This is a genomic window from Macrococcus bovicus (genome assembly GCF_030376725.1).
Taxonomy (GTDB): domain Bacteria; phylum Bacillota; class Bacilli; order Staphylococcales; family Staphylococcaceae; genus Macrococcus; species Macrococcus bovicus.
Map to the genome: position 1 here is coordinate 1,326,557 of NZ_CP128470.1, position 22,592 is coordinate 1,349,148.

46 protein-coding genes are annotated in these 22,592 nt (G+C 39.8%); 7 read left to right on the forward strand and 39 right to left on the reverse strand.

Annotated features, from left to right (window positions below; all coding sequences use genetic code 11):
• Position 1: 1 nt before the first annotated feature.
• Genes QSV55_RS07185 through QSV55_RS07220 form a run of 8 tightly spaced genes read right to left on the reverse strand, consistent with a single transcriptional unit; the run spans position 2 to position 4,924 of the window.
• A complete protein-coding gene (locus QSV55_RS07185) occupies positions 2-400 on the reverse strand; it encodes a hypothetical protein (protein ID WP_289649656.1) in 399 nt (132 codons plus the stop codon).
• Complete coding sequence (locus tag QSV55_RS07190) at positions 393-755, reverse strand: HK97-gp10 family putative phage morphogenesis protein (RefSeq protein ID WP_289649657.1); 363 nt, start codon at positions 753-755, stop codon at positions 393-395. The genes QSV55_RS07185 and QSV55_RS07190 overlap by 8 nt, the downstream gene beginning before the upstream one ends.
• Positions 756-772: 17 nt before the next feature.
• A complete protein-coding gene (locus QSV55_RS07195; RefSeq protein WP_289649658.1) occupies positions 773-1,120 on the reverse strand; it encodes a phage head closure protein in 348 nt (115 codons plus the stop codon).
• Positions 1,110-1,388, reverse strand: a complete 279-nt coding sequence (locus QSV55_RS07200) for a head-tail connector protein (protein WP_289649659.1) — start codon at positions 1,386-1,388, stop codon at positions 1,110-1,112. Before QSV55_RS07200 ends, QSV55_RS07195 begins: the two co-directional genes overlap by 11 nt.
• A 10-nt stretch (positions 1,389-1,398) precedes the next feature.
• Positions 1,399-1,650 carry a hypothetical protein gene (locus tag QSV55_RS07205; protein WP_289649660.1) on the reverse strand — a complete coding sequence of 84 codons (252 nt, stop codon included), beginning with the start codon at positions 1,648-1,650 and terminating at the stop codon, positions 1,399-1,401.
• Positions 1,651-1,695: 45 nt separating this feature from the next.
• A complete protein-coding gene (locus QSV55_RS07210; protein ID WP_289649661.1) occupies positions 1,696-2,868 on the reverse strand; it encodes a phage major capsid protein in 1,173 nt (390 codons plus the stop codon).
• Between the two features lie 3 nt (positions 2,869-2,871).
• Positions 2,872-3,663: a head maturation protease, ClpP-related gene (locus tag QSV55_RS07215; RefSeq protein ID WP_434784217.1), complete on the reverse strand. Its 792-nt coding sequence runs from the start codon at positions 3,661-3,663 to the stop codon at positions 2,872-2,874.
• Between the two features lie 10 nt (positions 3,664-3,673).
• Complete coding sequence (locus QSV55_RS07220; protein ID WP_289649663.1) at positions 3,674-4,924, reverse strand: phage portal protein; 1,251 nt, start codon at positions 4,922-4,924, stop codon at positions 3,674-3,676.
• 369 nt (positions 4,925-5,293) lie between these two features.
• Here QSV55_RS07220 and QSV55_RS07225 point away from each other — a divergent pair, with 369 nt between their 5' ends.
• Positions 5,294-5,656 (forward strand): hypothetical protein, encoded by a 363-nt coding sequence (locus tag QSV55_RS07225; RefSeq protein ID WP_289649664.1) that lies wholly within the window; start codon positions 5,294-5,296, stop codon positions 5,654-5,656.
• 26 nt (positions 5,657-5,682) lie between these two features.
• Here QSV55_RS07225 and QSV55_RS07230 read toward each other — a convergent pair whose 3' ends face one another.
• The 25 genes from QSV55_RS07230 to QSV55_RS07350 all read right to left on the reverse strand — a co-directional run bounded on the left by QSV55_RS07230 (position 5,683) and on the right by QSV55_RS07350 (position 18,628).
• On the reverse strand, positions 5,683-7,449 hold the full coding sequence (locus QSV55_RS07230) for a terminase large subunit (protein WP_289651064.1): 1,767 nt from the start codon (positions 7,447-7,449) through the stop codon (positions 5,683-5,685).
• The gene (locus QSV55_RS07235) at positions 7,427-7,762 is read right to left on the reverse strand and encodes a phage terminase small subunit P27 family (protein WP_289649665.1); all 336 of its coding nucleotides are present in this window, start codon (positions 7,760-7,762) and stop codon (positions 7,427-7,429) included. The genes QSV55_RS07230 and QSV55_RS07235 overlap by 23 nt, the downstream gene beginning before the upstream one ends.
• Before the next feature lie 180 nt (positions 7,763-7,942).
• Positions 7,943-8,314 carry an HNH endonuclease gene (locus tag QSV55_RS07240; RefSeq protein WP_434784218.1) on the reverse strand — a complete coding sequence of 124 codons (372 nt, stop codon included), beginning with the start codon at positions 8,312-8,314 and terminating at the stop codon, positions 7,943-7,945.
• A 115-nt stretch (positions 8,315-8,429) separates the two neighbouring features.
• On the reverse strand, positions 8,430-8,894 hold the full coding sequence (locus QSV55_RS07245; RefSeq protein WP_289649667.1) for a hypothetical protein: 465 nt from the start codon (positions 8,892-8,894) through the stop codon (positions 8,430-8,432).
• A gap of 170 nt (positions 8,895-9,064) precedes the next feature.
• Positions 9,065-9,520 carry an ArpU family phage packaging/lysis transcriptional regulator gene (locus QSV55_RS07250; protein WP_289649668.1) on the reverse strand — a complete coding sequence of 152 codons (456 nt, stop codon included), beginning with the start codon at positions 9,518-9,520 and terminating at the stop codon, positions 9,065-9,067.
• Between the two features lie 69 nt (positions 9,521-9,589).
• On the reverse strand, positions 9,590-9,748 hold the full coding sequence (locus QSV55_RS07255; protein ID WP_289649669.1) for a hypothetical protein: 159 nt from the start codon (positions 9,746-9,748) through the stop codon (positions 9,590-9,592).
• A gap of 197 nt (positions 9,749-9,945) precedes the next feature.
• Complete coding sequence (locus QSV55_RS07260) at positions 9,946-10,212, reverse strand: hypothetical protein (protein WP_289649670.1); 267 nt, start codon at positions 10,210-10,212, stop codon at positions 9,946-9,948.
• A 13-nt stretch (positions 10,213-10,225) separates the two neighbouring features.
• Positions 10,226-10,825: a hypothetical protein gene (locus QSV55_RS07265; protein ID WP_289649671.1), complete on the reverse strand. Its 600-nt coding sequence runs from the start codon at positions 10,823-10,825 to the stop codon at positions 10,226-10,228.
• Positions 10,809-11,162: a nucleoside triphosphate pyrophosphohydrolase family protein gene (locus QSV55_RS07270; protein ID WP_289649672.1), complete on the reverse strand. Its 354-nt coding sequence runs from the start codon at positions 11,160-11,162 to the stop codon at positions 10,809-10,811. Before QSV55_RS07270 ends, QSV55_RS07265 begins: the two co-directional genes overlap by 17 nt.
• A complete protein-coding gene (locus QSV55_RS07275; RefSeq protein ID WP_289649673.1) occupies positions 11,163-11,585 on the reverse strand; it encodes a hypothetical protein in 423 nt (140 codons plus the stop codon). It abuts the gene before it with no gap.
• Positions 11,586-12,092, reverse strand: a complete 507-nt coding sequence (locus QSV55_RS07280) for a Holliday junction resolvase RecU (RefSeq protein ID WP_289649674.1) — start codon at positions 12,090-12,092, stop codon at positions 11,586-11,588. It lies immediately after the preceding gene.
• A 199-nt stretch (positions 12,093-12,291) separates the two neighbouring features.
• Positions 12,292-12,474: a hypothetical protein gene (locus tag QSV55_RS07285; RefSeq protein WP_289649675.1), complete on the reverse strand. Its 183-nt coding sequence runs from the start codon at positions 12,472-12,474 to the stop codon at positions 12,292-12,294.
• Entirely contained in the window at positions 12,471-12,866 is a 396-nt protein-coding gene (locus QSV55_RS07290) for a hypothetical protein (RefSeq protein WP_289649676.1), read from the reverse strand. The genes QSV55_RS07285 and QSV55_RS07290 overlap by 4 nt, the downstream gene beginning before the upstream one ends.
• An 83-nt stretch (positions 12,867-12,949) precedes the next feature.
• The gene (locus tag QSV55_RS07295; protein ID WP_289649677.1) at positions 12,950-13,240 is read right to left on the reverse strand and encodes a hypothetical protein; all 291 of its coding nucleotides are present in this window, start codon (positions 13,238-13,240) and stop codon (positions 12,950-12,952) included.
• A gap of 56 nt (positions 13,241-13,296) precedes the next feature.
• Complete coding sequence (locus QSV55_RS07300) at positions 13,297-13,713, reverse strand: hypothetical protein (protein ID WP_289649678.1); 417 nt, start codon at positions 13,711-13,713, stop codon at positions 13,297-13,299.
• Positions 13,714-13,758: 45 nt separating this feature from the next.
• Positions 13,759-14,475, reverse strand: a complete 717-nt coding sequence (locus QSV55_RS07305) for a hypothetical protein (protein ID WP_289649679.1) — start codon at positions 14,473-14,475, stop codon at positions 13,759-13,761.
• Between the two features lie 15 nt (positions 14,476-14,490).
• Positions 14,491-14,889, reverse strand: a complete 399-nt coding sequence (locus QSV55_RS07310) for a hypothetical protein (protein ID WP_289649680.1) — start codon at positions 14,887-14,889, stop codon at positions 14,491-14,493.
• A gap of 14 nt (positions 14,890-14,903) precedes the next feature.
• Positions 14,904-15,182 carry a hypothetical protein gene (locus QSV55_RS07315; RefSeq protein ID WP_289649681.1) on the reverse strand — a complete coding sequence of 93 codons (279 nt, stop codon included), beginning with the start codon at positions 15,180-15,182 and terminating at the stop codon, positions 14,904-14,906.
• 12 nt (positions 15,183-15,194) lie between these two features.
• Positions 15,195-15,695 (reverse strand): single-stranded DNA-binding protein, encoded by a 501-nt coding sequence (gene ssb, locus QSV55_RS07320; protein ID WP_289649682.1) that lies wholly within the window; start codon positions 15,693-15,695, stop codon positions 15,195-15,197.
• Positions 15,685-15,996, reverse strand: coding sequence for a hypothetical protein (locus tag QSV55_RS07325; protein WP_289649683.1), 312 nt, complete (start codon positions 15,994-15,996; stop codon positions 15,685-15,687). The genes ssb and QSV55_RS07325 overlap by 11 nt, the downstream gene beginning before the upstream one ends.
• Positions 15,989-16,171 (reverse strand): DUF6877 family protein, encoded by a 183-nt coding sequence (locus QSV55_RS07330; RefSeq protein WP_289649684.1) that lies wholly within the window; start codon positions 16,169-16,171, stop codon positions 15,989-15,991. Before QSV55_RS07330 ends, QSV55_RS07325 begins: the two co-directional genes overlap by 8 nt.
• Positions 16,172-17,092, reverse strand: a complete 921-nt coding sequence (locus QSV55_RS07335) for a DnaD domain-containing protein (RefSeq protein WP_289649685.1) — start codon at positions 17,090-17,092, stop codon at positions 16,172-16,174.
• A 5-nt stretch (positions 17,093-17,097) separates the two neighbouring features.
• A complete protein-coding gene (locus QSV55_RS07340; RefSeq protein WP_289649686.1) occupies positions 17,098-17,370 on the reverse strand; it encodes a hypothetical protein in 273 nt (90 codons plus the stop codon).
• Positions 17,370-18,122, reverse strand: a complete 753-nt coding sequence (locus tag QSV55_RS07345; protein ID WP_289649687.1) for a phage antirepressor KilAC domain-containing protein — start codon at positions 18,120-18,122, stop codon at positions 17,370-17,372. Before QSV55_RS07345 ends, QSV55_RS07340 begins: the two co-directional genes overlap by 1 nt.
• A gap of 308 nt (positions 18,123-18,430) precedes the next feature.
• Positions 18,431-18,628, reverse strand: coding sequence for a hypothetical protein (locus tag QSV55_RS07350; protein WP_289649689.1), 198 nt, complete (start codon positions 18,626-18,628; stop codon positions 18,431-18,433).
• Between the two features lie 58 nt (positions 18,629-18,686).
• Here QSV55_RS07350 and QSV55_RS07355 point away from each other — a divergent pair, with 58 nt between their 5' ends.
• Positions 18,687-19,046, forward strand: a complete 360-nt coding sequence (locus QSV55_RS07355; RefSeq protein ID WP_289649690.1) for a hypothetical protein — start codon at positions 18,687-18,689, stop codon at positions 19,044-19,046.
• A gap of 29 nt (positions 19,047-19,075) precedes the next feature.
• On the opposite strand, the gene QSV55_RS07360 is transcribed toward QSV55_RS07355, so the two are convergent.
• Genes QSV55_RS07360 through QSV55_RS07370 form a run of 3 tightly spaced genes read right to left on the reverse strand, consistent with a single transcriptional unit; the run spans position 19,076 to position 19,689 of the window.
• Positions 19,076-19,282, reverse strand: coding sequence for a hypothetical protein (locus QSV55_RS07360; protein ID WP_289649691.1), 207 nt, complete (start codon positions 19,280-19,282; stop codon positions 19,076-19,078).
• A gap of 15 nt (positions 19,283-19,297) precedes the next feature.
• Positions 19,298-19,510, reverse strand: a complete 213-nt coding sequence (locus QSV55_RS07365) for a hypothetical protein (RefSeq protein ID WP_289649692.1) — start codon at positions 19,508-19,510, stop codon at positions 19,298-19,300.
• Positions 19,495-19,689 carry a hypothetical protein gene (locus QSV55_RS07370; protein WP_289649693.1) on the reverse strand — a complete coding sequence of 65 codons (195 nt, stop codon included), beginning with the start codon at positions 19,687-19,689 and terminating at the stop codon, positions 19,495-19,497. Before QSV55_RS07370 ends, QSV55_RS07365 begins: the two co-directional genes overlap by 16 nt.
• Positions 19,690-19,748: 59 nt before the next feature.
• Here QSV55_RS07370 and QSV55_RS07375 point away from each other — a divergent pair, with 59 nt between their 5' ends.
• Entirely contained in the window at positions 19,749-20,129 is a 381-nt protein-coding gene (locus QSV55_RS07375; protein WP_289649694.1) for a DUF2513 domain-containing protein, read from the forward strand.
• On the opposite strand, the gene QSV55_RS07380 is transcribed toward QSV55_RS07375, so the two are convergent.
• The 3 genes from QSV55_RS07380 to QSV55_RS07390 are packed head-to-tail and all read right to left on the reverse strand — an operon-like array spanning position 20,121 to position 20,911.
• Entirely contained in the window at positions 20,121-20,324 is a 204-nt protein-coding gene (locus tag QSV55_RS07380) for a hypothetical protein (RefSeq protein ID WP_289649695.1), read from the reverse strand. The genes QSV55_RS07375 and QSV55_RS07380 overlap by 9 nt on opposite strands.
• Positions 20,324-20,659 carry a DUF771 domain-containing protein gene (locus QSV55_RS07385; protein ID WP_289649696.1) on the reverse strand — a complete coding sequence of 112 codons (336 nt, stop codon included), beginning with the start codon at positions 20,657-20,659 and terminating at the stop codon, positions 20,324-20,326. The genes QSV55_RS07380 and QSV55_RS07385 overlap by 1 nt, the downstream gene beginning before the upstream one ends.
• 15 nt (positions 20,660-20,674) lie before the next feature.
• Positions 20,675-20,911, reverse strand: coding sequence for a helix-turn-helix domain-containing protein (locus QSV55_RS07390; RefSeq protein ID WP_289649697.1), 237 nt, complete (start codon positions 20,909-20,911; stop codon positions 20,675-20,677).
• Between the two features lie 186 nt (positions 20,912-21,097).
• Between QSV55_RS07390 and QSV55_RS07395 the strand changes: the two genes are divergently transcribed.
• Genes QSV55_RS07395 through QSV55_RS07410 form a run of 4 tightly spaced genes read left to right on the forward strand, consistent with a single transcriptional unit; the run spans position 21,098 to position 22,469 of the window.
• Complete coding sequence (locus tag QSV55_RS07395) at positions 21,098-21,451, forward strand: helix-turn-helix domain-containing protein (protein WP_289649698.1); 354 nt, start codon at positions 21,098-21,100, stop codon at positions 21,449-21,451.
• A gap of 12 nt (positions 21,452-21,463) precedes the next feature.
• Entirely contained in the window at positions 21,464-21,949 is a 486-nt protein-coding gene (locus QSV55_RS07400) for a hypothetical protein (RefSeq protein ID WP_289649699.1), read from the forward strand.
• Between the two features lie 12 nt (positions 21,950-21,961).
• Complete coding sequence (locus QSV55_RS07405; protein WP_289649700.1) at positions 21,962-22,171, forward strand: hypothetical protein; 210 nt, start codon at positions 21,962-21,964, stop codon at positions 22,169-22,171.
• 16 nt (positions 22,172-22,187) lie between these two features.
• The gene (locus QSV55_RS07410; protein ID WP_289649701.1) at positions 22,188-22,469 is read left to right on the forward strand and encodes a hypothetical protein; all 282 of its coding nucleotides are present in this window, start codon (positions 22,188-22,190) and stop codon (positions 22,467-22,469) included.
• Positions 22,470-22,592: the final 123 nt, after the last annotated feature.

Sequence of the window (22,592 nt, forward strand, 5' to 3'; positions counted from 1 at the left end):
TTTAATAAATTTGATTTTCATTGAGTTCATAGGCGTAGAAATAACGTCTCGCATCTCTATAGAGCGTGACATAATCAGTGACTTTTTCTGTCTGTGGTTCTAGGCTTGCTGTGAATCCGAAACCCTTTTCTTTGAGAAGTTTCTTGATTTTGTTGCCTGCCGTCATCAACGGCGACTGCTGCCAGATATCAATCTGAATGTGCAGTCCCGCAGCTCTAATCTGTCCATCAGCAAATTCAATGTCAGTCATTTCGATTACGCTGATGCGGATATAAGGTGCTTGCGTCTTTAGAGAGTCAGGAATTTCAAGATTCCTTATATTCTTCGCTGGAATAATTTGAGTGACTTCTGTTGAATTGACCAGTATATCTCTGACAAATTTATAGGGATCATCAAACATTCAGACCATACTCCTTTCTCATCACAGCGAGCATTGCCTTTACCTTTGCATCGTGGCTTTCTTTAACAGACTTTGTTATCTTAAGCTGTGGTTTCTGATGGACTGTCCCCCATTCCGGAAAGTGCGCCCGGAACTCGACATTACTGCCCTCTGGCCAGCCTATATTAATAAATGTTTTTCCATTCTCTAAATAAGGCTGTCCTACAATCAGTTTCTTTTGCATGTCGCCCTTATCGACAGGAAGGTTTTCTTTAAGATGTTCGTATTGAACTTGAGCACCAGCGTCAACAATTCTTTCTTCAGCGCCTTCGACTCTCCGGATTAATCTCTGTATATTACGTTCGATTTCATCCATTCCAATTATCTCTAAACTCATCGACTCACCCTTTCAATCACGATGATCATATAAGGTTGTCTCGAGTCTTTTCCGATAATATCCTTGATTTCATATCGCTCGTTTCTATACATCACATTCATATCCGTTCGAATCTCTTCTTTGTACCTCAGGCGAAAGTGCAGCTGATTAGTTGTGCCGGTCTGAACAGCCATTTGATAGTCACGGCCTTTAGATTCAATTAATTCAGCCCATCGAGTGAAAAGAATGGTTTCAGTAGGGGTAGACCATCCGTCATCGGAAACATCATCCACAGAAACGAATTTAAGTTTCTTATCCAGATCGCCTATTGTATCTTTTTTGTAACGACGTCGCTTATACTGCATTCCGCTTCACCATCGCCTTCAACTTTAAGACCATTGAATCGAGAATTTTGGAATCATACTCATCCATACCACGTGTTTCAAAGTCTCGAGTGATAATGTACTTGATTGCTTTACGATAGAGAGGATAGGCGACTTCTGACTCGGCAAATTCCGGAACGCCGGCAAGTGCCAGTTCTGCGGTTGCCTCAGTAATAAGATCTTCAAGTTCATCATCCTGGTCATCATCATCAATCTTTAACCACGACTTCACTTGTTCAAGTGTAATCATAGGTTCTCACCTACTTCTTTGCTGAATCAGACGTTCCTTCATCAGTCTTAGTATTTTTTTCTTCTGCGGCAGCTGCTTCCGTTTTGGATTTAGGTTCATCTTTTCGTTTGAGAACATCACCGTATTCAGGATACTCTTTGTCGATGTTCGCTTGAATTTCATTCGCACGAGCGACCGTCATTTCAACTTCTTCACCGATGACCAGGAACTGCTTCTTTTCTTTTTTTCCTTCAAAGGGCTGTAACACCTCAAATAATGCCATTAGTATGACCTCCTAATATTTTTTGATTAAAAAGCACCTGTCAGATTAACCGACAGGTACTGTAGCTCCAACTTTCGCGATACGGAATGCAGAGTTAAGTGAACGCTGCTGGTCATACCATGCTGTCAGGACGAACAGATATTCACCCTTCTTCACATCTTTGTCAGTATCAAACGTCGTGTTCTCGTAGTTGATGCCGAAGTAGTTGAAATCGCCAATGACTGGATATTTCGCAGCATCCGTGAATTTGACTGGATAGCCCCAAATCTTTTCAGCTGGTGTGTCGAAGAAATTAGTTGTGCCATTAGATAGCGTTTTAACCACTGACACGTAATCTGAGTAACGCATGTAGATTGTCGCATTGTCACGATAGTCTTCATGCAGGTCAGCTAATGCATTGACTACTGCATCATAAACATCAGCACCACCCACTTGTTTAACTTCACCAGCAGTATAGAATGACATATGCTCAAGTCCTGATTTAGGTGTCTCAGTGAACGCGTCTTTCTTCTCTTTAGCTGCTAAACCAGAACGGAGTGCATTTTCAATCCAGTTCACTAAGTCAAGGTCTGATCCATGAATAACAGTGTCAGATGCGGCAGCGAATACTTTAAATTTGTTTGTACCGAATTTAACAGTGTCGCCTTTTAACTGCATCTCTTTAGCAGTTTCAGTATCAAGAATGAAGTCATCGTCATCTAATGTGTATGACAGACGAGGTAGTTCAAGTCCTTTAATGTTTGTCATACGTGCTGATTCACGTAACGGGTTCTTTGCGAAAGGTTCAGAGATGATTTCTTTCGATACAGTTGTTGGTAACAGTTTGTCACCACCTGTTGAGTTACCTGCAGGAAGAGCATGTAATAAGATACGGTTTGCTTCTTCCGTTGGTTTCGGGAATTCTTGTGGCAGCAGGACGTGACGATAAAATTCTGCTTTCGCTTTCACTTGTCGTGCTGATTCAGAAAGGTCTGAATACCCTCCTCCGTTTGCTTCGTTCAAGTCATGCTCTTCACGTACTGCCTGCTCTTCGCGTTCAAGTTGAGCTTTCGCAATATCAAAGCGCTTGTTAAGGCTATTAATTTCACCTTCCACACGATTAATATCTTCGTCAGATGATGCTGGGTTACTAATTAATTGCACTTGTTCACTTGTCTTTTTCTGCAGCTGCTCACCGATCATGTGAACTGACTGCTTTAATTCAAATAAGGTTGTCATTGATTATCCTCCTAAAGGTTTATAGTTTTTTGGCAATAAAAAAATCCCGACTTCGTCAGAGATAGCTCTGTTCCGTTCGAGAATTGACTGCCTGTTCAATTGTGATTGTTCGATGGGCTTATGTTCTGTTTCGGTTGTGTGTTGCTTTATATCCTGCTCTAAAATGACGGTCACATCTGTGACTTTATCGACATCTTTTGCAATTTGATCAGGTACTGAACGATAGGCTTCAAACTGTTCTTTTGTGATGCTGGCTGCAATCTCATTCGCTCCGATTATTTCATCAGCAAAACCGAGATCGAGTGCTTCCTGCGCCGTCATCCAGAAATCTTCTTTTAGAAGGTTCTCTAGCTGCGGCTCAGTTATCTTCTCGTTCTTTGTAAGATAAGCTGTATTGCTCGATTTATCCATCTTATCCATCAAGTCCGCTGTTTCTCGAAGTTCTTTCGAGTTGCCCATGGTAATAATCCATGAATTATGAATCATCATCATGCTGTTTTCGTACATGAACACTTTGTCACCTGCCATGGCGATAACACTAGCAATCGATGCAGCGAGGGCATCAATATAAACATTTACGGTGGCCTTATGATTCTTGAGCATGTTATAGATCGCATGACCACTAAATACATTGCCGCCGCCCGAGTTGATATGAAGATTGATTGTAGAAACTTCACCTAAAGCTTTCAGCTCCTCCAGGAATCCTGACGCTGTTACGTCTGTTTCATCCCATTTACTACTTACAATTGGTCCATAAATGTAAATATCCGCTTCAGTTTCAGTCTTTCTTTGCATCTGAAAGTAATCAACTTTGTTTTTTGTCACTGTTATCACCTCCTTTCAAGGCAGGTGTGTTCCGCTCTCCAACTGGTAAATCGATAGGATACAAGTCTCCACTGATCATTGCCTTGTCTCCACCTTCAATTGGCGGAAGGTCTTCCCAAGCTCGAATCTCGTTGACAGTGTAGTAACCGCTACGTACCGCTTTAAAATATGCTTCAGATTGAGTCGCTACATCAGCTCTAAGCAGCCCTTTGACATTGAATTTAAAATAATAACCGTCTTCCAGTTGAGAGACGGTCAGTAATTTCTTATTAAATTCATCTTCATACTGCTTAATAATAGGTAGTAATGTATGAGTGACATAGAACCGATTCAATTCCTCAACAGATTTCATCGTGGATCCGTCGCCGTTCAACAATGCAAGTGGGACACCGAATGCATTTGCAACTCTTTCACGTGTCAGCTTCTCAGCCTGTACAACATCTTCAGATACATACTTTCTTTCCTTCTGTTCAATCTCGACGCCTTGTTCCTGGAAGAGTACGCCACCATTATCTTCGAAAAACTGCCTGAAGTTCTCTATGACGTTAAGCTTCATCTCATCAGACACGTTTGTTGCGTATTTAATGATGAATGCATCTGTCTTCTGCATTTCTTCAAGATTAAACTTCCGGACAGCAGTATCAAATTCAGTCGTATTTTTCAAAACCGAGATAGGACTGATACCTACTTCTGAGTTCATAGCAGATATATGTCTGAAATGCAGCATCTCCATATGATGCAGCACCAATTTGTTGCCAGCATTACGAATAATGTAGTACAGTTCTTTGGTTTTATCATCAATAGCAGGAGTCACATTGTCGCTGTTCAGAATAAGTAACCTATCCGGCTGCATAAAGCGATCACGTTGAATAGCTACATACGCATTACCTTTCTCATTCCGGATTGTTTCCAATCGGCTCAAGAAAATATAGGGCGTCATGTTCTGATTGGGACTTCTGGTTAATAATTGGCCGACTTTCTCATTCTGCTGTTCGTACTGTCTGTATAATTTAACAGGCAAACTGCCTATCGAACTAGACAGACGACTGATAGCAGCAAAGATAGTCTCGTTATTCTCCAGGGTTGATTGTTCGATACCCCAGAAATATTTGTTATGCCATCCTGAAAAATCAGAGATAATCTGATTATTCTGCTCGATAACCGTTTTCTCCAGAGGACCAGTGATGATTCGTTTTATCCTATCAATAAAGTTGAGTCGTTGTTTTGGCACACCGCTTATTCTCCTTTCTTTAAGGATTACTATTTAACGGATAGCTCCGAGATAACGGGATCACTTCCTTTATCTAAATTATGGCCATCTTCCCGACGGTCAACGTGGTAAAATGTAAACAGAAAGTGAGGTGATACTAATGACTGAAGTCCATGCGTGCTTATTAGGGGAATGGGTTAATTTATCTGAATGTAAAAATATTAGAATTGATAACTCATATACTGATACTTACTTATGGTGGGAGGAGCAAGGTCCTTCATTGTTTAAATATGACTACATCAATATTACTGTCGACAATATTAATTACCGTATCCATCCATCCTTTATTCAAATTGTTACTAAATAGTTTTTACATGAAAGGGTGATAACATGGATTGCTCAAATCCGAAATTTATCTATCAATTTGAATGGCAGAGTGATTTATTTCATATTGCTAAAGTAGCTCTCAGTGCTGCAAATACAATTAATCTAACCAAAGATATATATCAAAAGAAAGTTTATCTATATATTTTTAAACAACAAATAGAAGTTCTTAAGATTGCTTATCAGACAATCCCAAGTCACTTCCTCAAAGAAAGAGAGATTTATGAAAAATTTCTCCATAGAGCGAAATATATCGAAATTGCATTCAACGATAATCCACATATAGAAAAAACATCTGAAAAACAAATTGAGTATTATAATATGCTGATCAATACTTTCAAAAGTATTAAAACACCTGAATTTTATTAAATGAAACTCCCTTTGCAGAGGGAGTTTCATTTCTTTTTAAAGCTTACAAACTTAATTGTTCCGCTTCCTACAGGCTTGGCCATCATTTCCATTACTAAAGTGTGAGCGTTAAGCAATGCGGCGAAACCATCAATCTTCCGATACTTAGATTGCTTAGTCGGCATCCAGTTACCGTTACGATCCATCACCAGTTTGACGTTGTTGATATACCAGCGCAGCATCTTATTCTTGTTGAATATCAGCTTGCCGTCTATCAGTATTTGCTTGAGGTCCTTCATCGGCGCATTCAGTGTCATATATCCCTGTCTCACTTCTACCAGTTCAAATCCGTATGCCTCCAATGCCTGGTTCAATCTATATGCGTTATGGCGGTCATAGGCTATCTTCTGAATGTTGTATATCTTACTCATCTCAATAAACCACTGCTCAACCAGCCCATAATCTACATACTCTGTATCACAGATGGTCAGTAGACCCCGTTTCTGATACTCATCATATGGGATTGAGTCATCTTCACGAGCCTTCTTACCAGGCACCCATGTGTGAGTGATGACAGCTACACGCCCATCATCGAGTGGGAACTCAAGGCAGGCACTTGTAAAGTCTTCTGTGTTCGACAAGTCATAACCACCTATACATTCACGGCCGGCCAGTTCCGATATATCAATTTCCTTATCATTTCTCAGCAGTGTCTCGTAATTGATGAATGAAAGTTCATCATTATCAGCGAAGATGTTGAACTGTTTTGTAATCCAGTCAGCGTGTTCACCAGGATTGTTTTTATCTGCATTGTAATCCTCAATTAATGATGGCAGATCAAGTGTCACACCGATATTCGGATTTGATTTGACCCATAATTCCGGATTCTCAATCTCCTTTATATCGTCCATCGTGTACATGAGATAGAACTTTCTTTCCTGATCCATTGCACCCCGGATAACATCCTTACCAATCTCTATGAAATCAACTAACGGACCATCGAGTTCATAACCTGCAGTAGTGATATATTCAAGCAATGGCTGCTTACGTGCTGACCAGGAACGTTTGATTACGTTGATCAGCTTATAGTTCTTGAACTCATGAATCTCATCGAAGACCGCAAAGGATGTATTCAGTCCATCGAGCTTCTTACTGTCACTTGCACGGGGTTCAATCTTTGAGTTGGTGGCTGGATATGTGATGGCAAGACCCGTTTCCTTCATCCTCTTATTCAGTGCTGGTGATGCTTTAACCATCGCGCGTGCCTCGTCGTATAATTCTCTGGCCTGTTGTTTCGCGTTGGCCAGAACGTAAACACGTGCGCCACGTTCTCCATCTTTTGATACTGCATAAGTGGAAAGACCACCAATTTTGGTTGTCTTTCCGTTTTTCCGTGGCACAAAAATAAGACCTTCCTTATACTTCCGGAGGCCTGTATCTTTATGGATCCATCCATACTGTGAACCAATGGCAAAGTGTTGCCAGGGTTGCATAACCAGCTGATAGAAATTACCTTTTGAGGGTTTACAGTATTTTTCGATGAATCTGATTGGCCTATGACCCTTCTCTTCATCAAAAATGTATGGAAAATCATCTGTTCCGGCACGCTTTAAGTCATTCAGATGACGTTTACATGCCCAGATGACATCTTCACATGCAATAATGTCACCGGCTATAATACGTTCTGCATACCATGTTGTTAATAGAGTGGGCGACTGTGTATCTCTGATATGCCCCTTCTCTACTTGTTCGGCCCTCCAGTTTTTATACCAGGATTTTATTTCAGATGGCTTAGAAGCTATTGAAATCGTCATCTTCGTCATCATCTCCACCTGTCATCGCCTGTAACTTAGCACGCTGCGCTGGAGTGAGTCCGAGACTTTTAAGTAGGTTGTTCAGCATTGCTGTATACTTCGGTATCTCGATCAGCAATGGATTCTTCATCATGTTAGTGGCACCGGCCTTGTTCGTAAAAGGCATCATCATCGGCTGCTTCTTCATTTCCTTCTGCATTTCTCGGTAAATTTTGTGGTTTTCGAGGTATAAATCAATCAATTGTTCATCAGATTCCAGGTAATTTTCACCGAGATATTCAATTAATTTCTTCTTAGTTGGGACTGCCAACATTCCTCACCACCTTTGAATTTTCTAGAGTTTTAAATGCGTACAGTTAATAAAAACCGGATTCGATAAAAATACAGAAATCGTCCATTTTACCCCCCTTTTATAAAAATTTCAGCTTTTTTCTGCAGGATGGGCCCGTCGCCGACCCCTGAAGGGCTCGGCTCGATTTTTAAGGGAGGGGGGTTATAACTTCACGACTTTTATTTTTTTCGACTCAATCATGCGCTGACGTTTTGCTTTCTTTGTGTTCCTGAATCGCTTCTCATCCTCTTCGTGCACTTTGTTATGACACGCATGACATAGACTAATCAAGTTATCCAGTTGCAGTGCAAGTGTAAAATCAGTCTCAACATATACAATGTGATGGACAACATCAGCTGGTGTAAATATGTCATGTTTTTCAAGACAGTGCTGACACAGATGATTATCACGTTCAAGAGCAATCATGCGACACTTTCGCCACGCAGGTTTACGATAGAACCAGTCGTATTGCTGTTTGTTCCTGGACTTACTCACTTCAATCACTCCAAACAAAAAGGACACAGCATCTGCCATGTCCTCTTGATACATATTAACTTACTACCATCATAACACCTTAGCTATCAATAAATGACCGGAAAAAGACCGTTTATCGACCGCTCAAAGTTCGCTGAAAGTTCGCGAAATCAGTTTAATTTAAGTTTTTTATAATGAGCTCGAATAGTTGGTATAGATGATCAGTCACTTCGCCTCTGATATAATTATCAACATCATCTACATCATCAATGGTACCATCTTCATTGACATTGTAATTACTTATAACTCGTTGTTCTCCCATAGTCTCGCCTAATAATACTTCTACTTTCCCTGACTCTTCTCGTGGGCAAGCGTACATAAGTATAGCTTGTTTCCCATCTAATGAACCTTTCTTTCTTACCACTATTCTTGGTTCAACTTCTTCTAAATAAACGTCTGCATCAAATCCACTTTCTCTAAAGCCGCTTCCCATTTCTTCAAGATAGGATGCTAGATTATATTTCAATTCCTTCGCTTTGGCTTCTTTAGCTACTGCTCTTCTTTTCTTTTCTTCCGGAGAAATATTGTTCTTCTCCAAATCATTTCTAAACTCCTCAAATGCATCATCAAAAATCCCCATATTAATTCCCCTATCCATATTATTATGAGTTATTCATATCTGGCATTGTGTATAACTCACTCATTCATTATAACCCTATTCCTATCAACACTTCTAGTAATTGTCAGATAAGTTCATTCAAATAAAAAAGACCTGGTCTCTGCCAGATCTAATAGAAGAAGCGGATAAGTTCATGACTGTTCATCTCCCTCGTACACTTCAATGCCAAGGTAGAATGCCAGACGGATGATAGCATCGTTCTTCACTTCATGATACTTTGTCTTACCATAACCAAGATTAGTGTATATCTCGTAATCAATGCCACGCTGATCCTGGAGATACTTATGAACAATAATGTAACGCTCATCAGGCTTCAAGTTCTCAATAGCTTTGTTCATCAGCTCAAGTAATTCTTCACGTTCCTTCAGCATCTTCTCACGTTCTATATTCTTCGCTGCAGCCGCTTCAATCCCATTAAGACAGACGTTAGTTGTAGGTGGTATGTAACTAAATGATTGGGTAACAGACGGCATACTTCTGATAGGCATGATCCCTAGCAGGCGTTTGTATCGTTTGAATACATTATGCACATTATCTCGAGTCTTTTTAAAGTCCAGATTCTGAATGTCTAGTAATAAGCTGTTCATTAAGCCCTCCCGCATGTGTTATAATATAGGTGTCGATTATATTTAACAGGAGCCGAGAAGGCTCTTTTTTTATTTGATGTTATATTGTTCTTTCATTTGCTGAATGTCTGCTTTCACTTCTTCTAGCACTGTTTTCTCTTGATTTAGGTCCTTATCACTTGCTCCAGGTCTTTTGATGTAATGTTCGAGGGCATGCTTTATAATGTGTTTCTTCTTGTATTCCTTCATTTCAACACCTCATTTTTATGTCTGATCATGCAACCTAATGACTCACCATGTTGGCACCTATTGCAATGTAGCCACCGTTCAATCAGTCTGCTATCACTGTATGCATCAATGATATCCACATCTTTACTTCTGCATTTTTTACACACTTTAGGCTCATCACTAATCCAGCTGCTACTTGACCATCTGTTTGTATCCATTCAATCAATGTCCTGCCATCTGAAATCCTTAGCGGCTGCTTTCTTCATTGCCTTCAGCTCTGATTTTTCTTCCCATCGTTTCATCATCTCTACCTGACGCTGTTTAAACTCTGCCATTTTAAGTTCGTTTTCTTTTTGGAACTGCTTGTATTCTTTACGAGCACGAATAGTTACAAAGACCATAAGTGCAACATATGCTATAAATGCGATCACTGAGATAATCAGTATTGTGGTTACTGTCGTGATCAACATATCCATTGGTGTCATTGTTCTTCCTTCCTTACTCTCTGACCTGGTAATGACCAGCAATATACCAGTTACCATGGCTATCTGTTTCTTTACCAATTGCAGTGTCCATCGGTACTACTTCCATCTCTTCATCGCACTCATGACAGTTCACTGTATCTGTATCTTTCAAGATGTAATGATTCGATACAGTGCCACAGGACGGACATAAGTAACGGCATCTATAGTGCGGCTCCCCATTCTTTTCCTTGATACCAGTCTTCCAAAAGTCCGGTTCCTCTTGCTGTTCTATCTTAAGTTTTGATAAATCAACTTTATCGGCAATAGTGAAGCCCTCTGATTCTTTATGAGCGTACACTTTCGGTTCTCGGTCGAGAGAAACCTTCTTTTCATTAGCAAGGCGCCTACTACCTAACAGTCCGGCCTTCCCGTCTTCACTTGCCTTTTTTAATGGTTCAATGATAACTTCTGGCTTTGCAGGTGCTTCCACGATATGTACAGCACATTCAGGTACAGTCTTGTTACTCAGATAATTGAAAGTTTTATCCAGGACTGCAAGTACTGTTTCATCCTTCAGATCAGGCAATTCAAACTTCACTCTATCTTCCGCTTCAAATTTAAACATTTTTGTCATCCCCTTTTTGATTTTCTATTCTATTAATGCTGTCCGCTTGGTTAAATCCTTCCGGGTACCGCTTCTTCAACTTATTAATATTCATCTCTGCTACTTCAGATAGTTCGATACTATTGACTGCAGCAAGGTTAGCAATATACCAAAGTACATCCCCCAGCTCCTTCTTCAGTTCCTCTTGGTCAAGTTCATGGCCGTGGAATACATGCTTCTTGATCTGGTCAGCCACTTCTCCAGCTTCACCTGTTAAGCCGAGTGCATAGTTAGCTAATGCCTCTGGTTGAGATATACCTTTGTTGTGTGTACGTCCTGCAAGTTCTTGATATTCGTTTAAATCCATCTACTCCTCCAGTCCTTTCGCTTCCGTCCAGATGAGTTCTCCAATTGAGCCGTCTTCGTTTAGTAAATAAATAAAGGATAATGTTACATGTACGTGAGGCCGATATTTTTCTATCAATTTACTAACTGACGTATTTTTCAGTTCTGCACTTTTCCATCCCCCATCTGTACGAAGTCTGTAAAATGCGTTTATTGGCATTTCTTTCGTAATCTCTTCCTCGACTTCGACTGCGAATTTATGTTCTTCTCGAGGATATGACCCATTTCCATATCCATCTGTATCAATGCCACCATATGAATTGACTTCTATACATACATTACGGTCACTCGTATAATAACTTCTGTTCACTATCGCATTATCAAAAATGTGTTTGATCAACTCATCTAATCGCATCTCTACCGTACGTTTAATCATCTTGGCCATTTAATCCACCAGTCCTTCCAGATAATCGTAAATAACACCATTGCCGCTTCTGATAGGTTCCAGGTTATCTCTGAACCATTGAAGCGGTATGCTCTGTCTAGTCAGCTCTTTCCCAAGGACATTCAGTTGCGATATATCCAGCTTGTACAGTTCATTTTCCGTAGTGAAGAGAATCAGCAGAAAGGCTTCTCCTCCTAATTCATGTACCTTTGTAAGATAATCAATCTGATGCTGCTTTATATTGGTGAGTGGCATTCTTGGAGCCTTACACTGCTTTGTATCAAATGCAATTGACCTGCCGCCTTTCAACGTCCCTACAAAGTCCACCGTTGACTTCTCAGTGTACTTAGCACCGATAACCTGCCCGCTTCTGCTCTTAGGTTTCATAGGTGTGGCAATCTTATCGATCTGCGCCACACCTTTTAAGCTGTACATTCTGTTACATGCTGTGATTGCATCCTCTAGCCATTTACCTCTGTTACTCGTATTGACATTCCTAACTGCCATAACGCCCCTCCTTAATTACAACGAAGTCTTTCTTAAATCTACCTTTCGGCGTTGCTCCGGAAGCTTTGACACCTCGTATTCCGGTATAGCAGACAAGGTGCTTGTTAAGTGCTGTAACTCTATAATATTCATGAGATCGTTTATCCCTTATGATTGCCCCTAAGCCTAACCGCTTCTCATGGTTATCATTCATAGGCAACTACTTCAAGAACTGCGGCCTGATATGACATTCACCCTGGTAACTATCGCTGTTCGTATCATTGCTGTAATAGCTATCGATGGCATCTTCACCCTCTGCGAACGTCCGAGCGATGAAGCGGAGTAGAAGACCTGCTACACTCACCACTGTCACTCCAAATAAAGCCCATTCCATTGCTTTCATCGTTTCACTGCCCCTCTCATACTATTGGCCACGCGTTTAGCAATCCTAGCTATCCTTTTAGCAGCAGGTTCAACTGCGTTCAATATTTCCTTCTCACAGTCTTCAACCGTCTTTACTTTAGGTGCTGTGTTATCTACCTGATTATTGTTCAATTTGTAGTGTGAGTAGATGCCACTTACTTCATCTGCAGTAGCTGTATCAATCGGATTCATTACTTCCTGATAGATTGATGACCGCTTCAGGTCAGTCACTTTAATGATGATCAGTTCATTACTGTCTACCTTAGCCAGAAAAGCAATCGGTTTACGTTTATCCCGCTTGATTCTGACAAGCTTATATACTTCATTCGTCTTGATGTTCTTGTAATAAGCACCTTTACTTACTCTGTTCATGTGCATCCTCCTTAGCATTAGCAGCCAGCTTTCCAGCTGACTGCTTTACTGTGTTGTTAAATCCGGTCATATAATCTTGAGATTTAATTGTTGTTGGCTCTTTGCAGGATTCCATCATCTAACCACCTTTTTAGATTTTTCTTACGGTATTCCTTTGCAACATCTGCCATCTGTTTGTTAAGTTCAAAAGCAATGCTGTTCCAGCTTTCGGCTTTAAAGGTCATTGTCTTATAGTCATCAGATATTACCAGAATCTTTGTGCCGTCTCGTTCTGTCTCGAAACGGTATTGGCATAATGCGAATCGTCTGAACTGCTGCAGTATCTGACTTGCGTAACGATCCAGTTTTAGACTTTTGAACGGTTCACTAAGCATAGCAACGACCTCTTCCTATTATTTCTTTGACTTTCTCAAGGATGTTTTTCTCTTTATCATCTGATGAGCGATGCTGCACGTTCTAATAACTCCAATGCTTTTTTTTTATTTTCAGGTGATACATTTTCTAGTGCTTCAGTATTGATGACGTTCTTAAATTCATCAGGACGATCATCTTCTGTGAATGAATACCTTTCTTCAGCAGCTCTTTGACCTACCTTGTCCGGCTGACCAAAGGACTTGTCTAACAATTTGACATCTTCATTTTGATTTATGATTGCTTCAGTCACATACATTACTTCTCGAGCATTCAAAAGCCGATTCTTGCCTTCCTCTGTCTCCACTATGAGACATGTCCCACTCAGAGCATTAATAACATCGAACACTTTGCCTTGAACGACTTCCTGATAGTCTTCTGTATACTTCTTGATACCTTCGACATACTGGCCTACTTTATATTCTTGTTGGTTCAAGTTAATCACTCCTATTTTTAATAAGGGGCATATAGCCCCTATATATTAGCTGAGGATCGTAACATTCTTACGAGCGATATTCTCTTTGAGATATTTTGCAATTGACTGACGCGCTTCGTTTCTCCATGCGCCTCCGTCCGCTTCAAACAATGCTGCCTCTACACCGTCGCGCCCTTCGCGAAGACGTAAGACGAAGGCTGATTCAGGCTGAACGATTTCAGTAAAGGTTCTAAAGGGCTTCAAATGCACCGGGTTAGGTACTGGAGCTTTTTCGACAGTAGCAATGCCCTGCCTTACTTCAACCTGTTGTGTGATGCCGTTGTCACTTTGATTACGGACACTTTCGCTCTTGATATTACCGACAAAACTCAATAGATTTACTCGTTCATCTGTCGGTACGAACACTGACTGCATCTGAACGTTGAACTCTTCCAAATTCAGATATTTGCCGAGTGTCACGTCAGGCAACTCGGCTTTAACTGAGACATACTGATCACGATTTGCATTCTGGTTCAGCTGACCCATCACTTTCACCCTTGCATGGTCTTCAACGACAACTGATAATTTAACTTCTTCTGCATCTGTATCAAAATCTGCGTTGAGGTAGTCAACCAGGCCACTAAGTGTAGCAATACTGAATGGACCTGCAGTTGGCTCCTCTACTTCATGAAGATGTTCATTTACAATCAGAAAGTCTCTGTCGCCTACCATATAGTGTCTATCTACCGTGCTGATAAGGTACTGCATAGCTTCTTTTAACATTTTTTTAATCTCCTTTTATTTGAACATTGCGTTCTGTTTGATTGATGTGACCTTGTTCTGTTCTACCGGCTTTCCGTCGTCTTCTCGTACCGTGCCCTGCTCATCAAAGTAAGTCTGGTCCTTAACGCCTGATTTCAATTCTCTAGCTACTGCCACCCCTTTCTCATCTACTCCAGTTGTCATAGTGATTGGTACCGGCTTGCGTGCCTGGAGCGATGTTTTAGCCTGAACATCCAGGAAGAGCAGTTCACGCGATTCATCAGAAGTGACTGATATCTCAAGCGTGACCTTTCTTTTCTTCTCAGGATCAGTGTTCAGGTCGTGGATATTATCCAGAACCTTTGAAAAAGCATCTTCAAATCTTTCCTGCAGTGCACCATCCGCTAATTTTGATAAATCGTATTTCCCAGTCATTTTTGTTTCCTCCTTTAATTTGCATAATCTCGCATCACTTCAAATAAGTCCGGCTGCCGCCGACCTCTTGTATCTCTGGATTTCTTAGGTTCTAACTGTTCTTTGTAGAATAGGTTGTGATAGTTCATGTATTGGATAAGTTCTGTGTCAGTCATAAAAGTTGTCTGATTATGCAGTGGATTATCATGGCATCCGATAAACTGCCATCCATCTTTCATCTTCATCGTATTAGCTGCAGGCGTTCCGTCAGCTTCGTATATCCATTTGTTTAATTCACTGTCTGTTCTAGTCATCCGTCACCCTCCTTAGAACGGCAGATCATCATCACTGATGTCAATCGGCCCTGTGTGATTTGCGAATGGATTGCTGCCTGTTCCAGCTACTAAGTTACCTTGCTGTCTAGGCTGCTCAGATTGACCAGGAACGACGTTTGGCGGTTCGTCTGGTACATAATCATCCGGATAGCTGTTTGCGCCTCTCTGTGTCCCTTTAGGCTCCAGGAACTGCACTGAGTCGCAGATGACTTCTGTCACATATACTTTGCGGCCTTCCGGATTGTCATAGCTGCGTGACTGCAGGCGGCCGTCAATGCCAGCCAGTGACCCTTTACTGAGATAAGTGTTCACGTTCTCTGCCTGCTTCCGGAAAACGACGCAGTTGATGAAGTCTGCTTGTCTTTCGCCCTGGGCATTCGTGAAAGTGCGATTAACTGCCAATGTGAAAGTGGCCACTGATACGCCCGATGGTGTTACGCGGTATTCTGGGTCCTTTGTTAAACGTCCGACAAGTACCACTCTATTTATCATCAACATCACTCCAATCAATCCGTAAACTTATCAATTTTCCATTGACATCATGCATGCGGCTTAGGCACTTAGCCGGCAATTCAAGGTGATCAAGAATATCTTCAAGAAACTGTTCTTCATTTTTTTGAAGCAATTTCTGATACTTGTAGGAACCTAGACCTTCAGGATTAAGCACTATGAATGTGTCACCTTCCTTTGATACTGTTAATATCTTTGTTTCAATCTCTTTTAGTGCAGTATCGAGATTGTTATCGTAGAAGTTTCTGCTGTTTGACATAGCTTGTTTTATCGTGTTATTCATCCTTCATTCTCCTTTTAGCTATTCCGTAGCTGATTAAGTTCTCGAGATATCTGACTTGTTGTTTGACGTATGCTTCATCTCTGCAACATTCCAGTCGATGATTCACATCTTCCAAAGCGGCCAGCGGAAAAGAATAATTGTTTAGCAGTTCATTAATCCTTGCTTCAGAAGACATTTAATCAGCTCCTATAAATGACCACATATTTTCTGATACGTTTCTTAATTGTTCCATGCGTTCTAATTCTTCCGGGGTATATGCTTTAGCCGGCGCCTCGCCTACATACTTTCCGTCTCGGTGTTCTTCGTACTTCTTAGCCTGATCAGCAGTAGTGATTCTGTTCTTGCGCCAGTCATTCAAGAGATGATCGATAAATGTGTAATTGTGATTGTTTTTAAGTGACGATCTATATATTGCATAGAGCATTAGTTCTTTGCCGTATTCTTCAAAGTCCTGTGCCAGCTTCTGATTTACATTTGGCGGTGGGTTCATCTGAATATTTTCTTGATATGAGTTGTATACTTCTTTAAAGTCATTATCAGTCGTCGTTGTCGTATCACTCTCTAAGTTATTAGTACTCTTAAGATCACTACGACTACTGTTACTTATCAAGCTGTTATTCTTATTACTGTTATTTGTAATACTGTTACTTGTAAGACTGTTAATTATAGTGCCTTCGTTTTGTAGGCTTACGTTTCCTATGCCTACGTCGCTTATGCCTACGGATTGTATGCCTACGTTTTGACGTGTTACGGTTTCTTTCACTTCATTTCCTATGCCTTCATTTTGAAGTGTTACGGGATGATGATTTAAGGTATATATATTTTTGCTGAAACCATTCTCTGTCCGCTCTCGGTGAACACTCAGATAACCCTGCTCTATCAGTATTTTTTTATTCTTATGGAATCTGTTTTCCGATATGCCAAGTTCATCTACAATAAGTTCAACACTCGGAAAAGCAACGTTAGTAGAACCTGCATATGCTGCAAGATATGCATATATTGCTTTGGCTTCAATAGTCAGTGCTTTATTTTTCATCGGGTCCTTGAAGACTAGACCGTAACCTGTTATAGATGTTCTCAATGTCTCCTGTGTCATAGTATTTACTCCTGTCCTTCTGCGTCCTGCAGAGAATTTAATTCAATCAGTCTGTAGTACTTCTCCATTAGATCCTTCAGATTGTCATAGCTCTTAACGAAGACTTGTTTGGTTTCGCCTTTAAAACGACATACATCTAATCTCCAGCCTTCTACCGTGAAATAAATGAAGAATTTAAAATCTTTTATTGAGTTGCTCCATTCGAGCATTTTATAAGGATTTTCGATAAATCCTGCTTCTTTAATCAGATCGTAATCACCATAATTAATTGACACCATTACACGCTCTCCTTCTTAGCCAGGAACTTATTGATGAAGTATTGCTGGCCTTTGCCAGTTATCTTCGTAGTAGCAGTTGTTCTGATGGATCCGTCCGCATTAGTGATGGTCCGCTTCTTCAGTTCCATCACTTTCAAGTCCATGCTCTTCTGTGTCGGCTGATTATAGTTCTCTCCACGCTTCCGGATTAAGTAGCCATTGGCACGCATCCATTCAAATAATCTCTGCTGACCAATATCAATACCATTCTGTTTAAGTAGTTTGGCCAACTCGCCTATGAGAATTGATGTTGTACTGGCATCTACCGCATCCGCAAAAAGTACTTTAGGCTTATCCGCTTCAATCTTCTCTTCAAGTCGAATAATTTTCTTATCAGCCAACTGTAAAGCCCGCTTCATGATCATCTCTGGACTGTTCCAGGCTTTCTCTACCTGCAGGAAATACTGACGTGCTTTCTTACCTGGTTCGGTGCGCTGAATCATTGAGATTTCTTTGGCCATATCAAGTTTGATGACATGATCGATTATTTCTCGAGTAACCATCCGATAGCCTTCCAGTCGAACCTGCTCAATTTTGAGCGGGTTGAAATCCTCGCCTTTAGTAAATCCATACTCAATCATTCGTGGGAACCAGTCTTTATATTGAGTCTTTATTTCAAGGGCCTTATGCAACATTCTGCCACTTACTACAATCTCACCCTGGTCATTCTCTTTGACTGGCACTAATTGATTACTCATGTTAAGTTCATGCATGTATTCTTGCTCCTTTCGTGTTATAATTAAGTTGTTAAATTTATTAATTGCTTGTTAGACACCTGGTCGTTCTCCAGGTGTCTTTTTCGTGTTTCGACAACCTCTGAAGTAAATTGTTATAATTTTCTAAAGGAGGTGTAAAATAATGAAGAATTACTTTTTTTATAAGTTGCCTGACAAAAACGGTTATCATGAAGTTCATCATGAAGATTGTGCTTATTTGCCCGGCCCATACCATCGTTATGCCATTGGAAAGTTTAGTAATTGCGAAGAAGCTATAAAGGAAGTTGAGTCACTTTTTCCTATGCTTAAATTTGATGGCTGCTTTTTTTGTTCAGAATCTTGTCATAATCATTAAAAATTTCTTTAAGAACTAAATTGTGATACTCTTTCTTGAACAGATCACGTTCTCCTTTAGTTTTTGAAATCCAATAGACAGCTCTCTTAATCTCCTCCGCCAAGACGATGATTAAGAGGGCTATTTTAAATGCCTGCAGTTTCTTCATCCTTCTCACCTCCTTTAACTTTTATTGGTATACTCTCCTTAAGAAAGGAGGTGTCTTAATGGTAGATAAGTATCAAGCACAATTTTTAAAACGAAAAATTGAGTTATTAAACAATTTGATTAATTCTCTATACCGTGACGTTGTTGAGTCTGATCACTCTACAACTCAGAAACAAAATGTAAGTGATTTATGCAATATCTATTCTTTAGCAACTAATTTAGAATTCTTCTTAGCAGCTAACGAAGATTTCCAAAGAAAAGAGTTCGAAGATTTGATTGAATATGCATTTCATGTGCATCATGAGTTTTCAGCTGTCATCTTGGAAGATGATAGAAATACATCATGGTTGTACAGTCGCTACAATCAGTTCAACGATGTCTATAAAGATGCAATTGATTCCATTAGTAGTGTTATTTAATCTACTCAAACCTCTCCAAAAGAGAGGTTTTATATTTTAAGATCGAAAATATATTGGTTTAATTTAGTTCTATAACTGTTAGTAATTGCTGTCTTTACTTGTTCAATGCAATCTTCAGGAAAGGGAATAACATACAAATACAAGTCCCTAACTGTTTCAGCCTGTTCGATAGCTGCAACCAAGTACTTCTCCGCTTCTTCATTAACCTTGTTTCTATACTGTTCATATTCAGTCATCCTTCTCACCTCCTCTCAGTACTTCCGGTGACGGATTTCAATCCGGCCACCCTTAGCGTCGTCAAAACCGTTGAATGTAATGTCTGCACTCTGCTCTTCTAGATCCTGCAGATTCGTGATGTACTTTTCGCGCTCGTGAGGTCCGAAGTGATATTCAGTTGTAGTCCGCTCACTGATGTTGATGTGCCGTCTTCGCTTAGTTAATGTCTCTGTTAATCTGCTAACCATCCCCACGCCTCCTTTGTCAGATGGCCAATAGCAGCCATCAACAGAAAAGTAAGTGCAACTATGAATCCCGGACCTTTCGCTTGATCTAGCATCCCTGCCAAGCTAAGTAGTAATGCTAGTGAGAGACTTAATGCGCTAGCTGCGATAATGACTACCAATAACTGTGCTGTGTTTTTCATTTTGTTATCCTCCGTTCTGGTATAATTTTCTTAATCTGATTAAGAAAGGTGGTGGAAATATGAAACTTAACCATGATTTAGTTCGTGAAGTTCTGCTTGAAATCGAAGAAATGAAACAATTCGGGGAACCTCTTTACAATCACGACTTCAAAGAAAGTAAGGTATTTAATATCTACAAGAGAGATGACATACTCTACACTCTTCAAAAGCTTCATGAAGCAGGATTTATCAGTTGGACTCCCAATTGGGCAAGCGGTAAACTAATCACTTATGCCATCAACGACATCACATGGAATGGTCATCAATTTTTAGATGATGTTCGTGGTGATATAGTGTGGGAAGAAACTAAGAAACACGCCTCAAAATTAGGTTCTGTATCGATTCCAGTTCTTCAAACAGTTGCTTCATCTTTTATCAATGGGACTCTCGGTTTAAGCTAATCTAAATTCAAAGCCTTCAATAATTACGTATAAGTTATTTGTTGTTTCAGGATAGAAATCGTTAATGTGCTTAATCGTTTGGTCATCAACCGCATAATCAAAGCCATCACAGATACGATAATCAATCGGTCGCCTATTACCGTCTCTATCCAGGTAGTAATAGATGACCGGTCTTTTTACAAATTGCTCTTTCATCAGCTAGTCCTCCACAATTTTTTCTCACTTAAGACAAGCGTTTTGTTTTCATCCCACCATTTAGTCATCTTCCTGGCATCAATCAGATACGGATCTCGATTGGCTACCGGATATTTCACAATGCCGTGTTCTTCGAAAAATTCTTTGTATGGTGGGTAATTAAGAAAATCTTTTGTGAGATCTTTACTTTTGAAAGGGAATAAAGAATCTTTGCGAAAATCGTCCAATGTCCATTCATTGCCTGATGAAACCATTTGGTTTTCACCAAGCATCAAGGACATTTCCTTTCTAATGAATTCCTTCACATCATCAGACAGTTCGATTGTGACTTTCATAACAGCCTCTCCTCTCTATCCTGACTTCCGTCTCATTTTCAAGACGTTCTCATCAAAAAAATAATCATGCATGTTTATATTTAAATAATCACAGATTACAGTAGCCTCTTCTAATGTAAAACTAGATTTATTCTTATTAAGCTTCTGAGAAAATAGAGACTGTGTAATACCTAGTACTCCAGCTAATTCTTTTTGTTTAACATCTTTCTCAATCATTAAAGTTCTAAGTTTCATATGAGGTTTTCTTTTCATCCTACCACCTCCCTGTCGTCTTGATATTGAGACGTTAGTTAAATGATACTCAAGAATTTATAGTAAGTCAACGATATAGTTTCATTTTCAAAACATTTTATTGTAATATTCGTTGCATTAATAAGACGATTGTTATAACATAATGTTGTAAATATCGTAATATACAATATTAGGGAGAGTTTTATCATGATTGCTAATAATTTAAAAAAGCTCAGAACATCAAGAGATTTGTCACTCTCGCAGTTAGCTGAGCAATTAAATAAAAAATATACTCCTAAGTTTTCAAAACCAACGCTTTCTCGTTGGGAAGAAGGAACTTCATCACCATCTATAGAGCATGCATCCGCACTAGCTAACTTCTACGGAATCACTTTGGATGAATTAGCCTGTAGAATCGATGAATCTACTTTAGATAATACGCATCAGTACACAGAAGCACTTGCTGCTCACATAGATAAAGATGCTACTGAAGAAGAAATCGAAGAAATTCTTGCTTACATTGATATGAAACGAAAATTAAGAAGAAACAAAAAGAAATAAGGGGTTTTTGTTATGCAGGTACGTGAGAAGTTAGTTGATCAATATCCTGAAGTATTAATTGATTATGATCCATTTTATCCTGCTAAAGGTGGAGCTAATTATGAACGCAGCTTCGATTTTCCTAATGGTCTCATTGAGATTTCAGGTAAACTCAACTATTACATTCAAAACGGGATACTCGGTGAAGAATTCGGTCATCACGCTACTACTTCAGGCAATATACTTACCTATTATGGAAAAACTTATAACGTTAATGCAGCACGTCAAGAACTGCGGGCACGCCGCTTCGGACACAAACTCTTGATACCACTCGAACAGCTTATTGAATGCTACCAAATCGGCTGCTGGGGTGACATCTATGAAATGTGTTTACATCTTGAGATAGATCGCAGTTATTTTGAAATTGTGATAGAAGATTACAAAAGTAAGTTTGGTTTATGGGTTGAATACAGAGGATATTTAATCGGTTTCGAGCCGTTAGATATAAAAAAAATATAGGGGTTGTTTATTGTGAATTCAAACAATTTAAATGAGTCAGGAAATTCTTTATTAAAAATCGGATGTGGAATAACTACTGTTGTTGTACTATCACCAATATTGATACCATTAGCAATTGTTGCTTCTCCTATTTTAGTGCCAGGCTATCTGTATATTAGATACAAAGGACGTCAAGAAGGACTAAGACAACTTGAAGAAATGAAAGAACGAGGGGAAATATAATTAAAGGGGACAATTCATGAAACATATCAGAGAATGGAAAGTTGATGGTCTTGAAGCCGGCAATGTGATGCTTTATTCAGATGAAAAAACAGTTTCATTATGCAGAGTAAAACGAGGTGTGTGTCACGTTCTTGCCCTCCTTGAATATTACTACACAGACAATGAATCCTTAGTAGTAAAAACAAGCGATGACTATATGTGGATACTTGATGCTGATATGAAGAGACAGGTCCTCACTATTGACTTTCGTGATGACAGACTCAATGGAATACTGAATAAAAAAGACACCCAGCAGTAGCTGGGTGCAAAGGAGATAAGTATGTCAGAGAATAAACCTGAAATTCGTGTAGAGTCTCAGAAACCTAATACTGACTTTAGGAACGGTGAAACAAGTGAATACGGAAAGAAACCCAGTGTCACA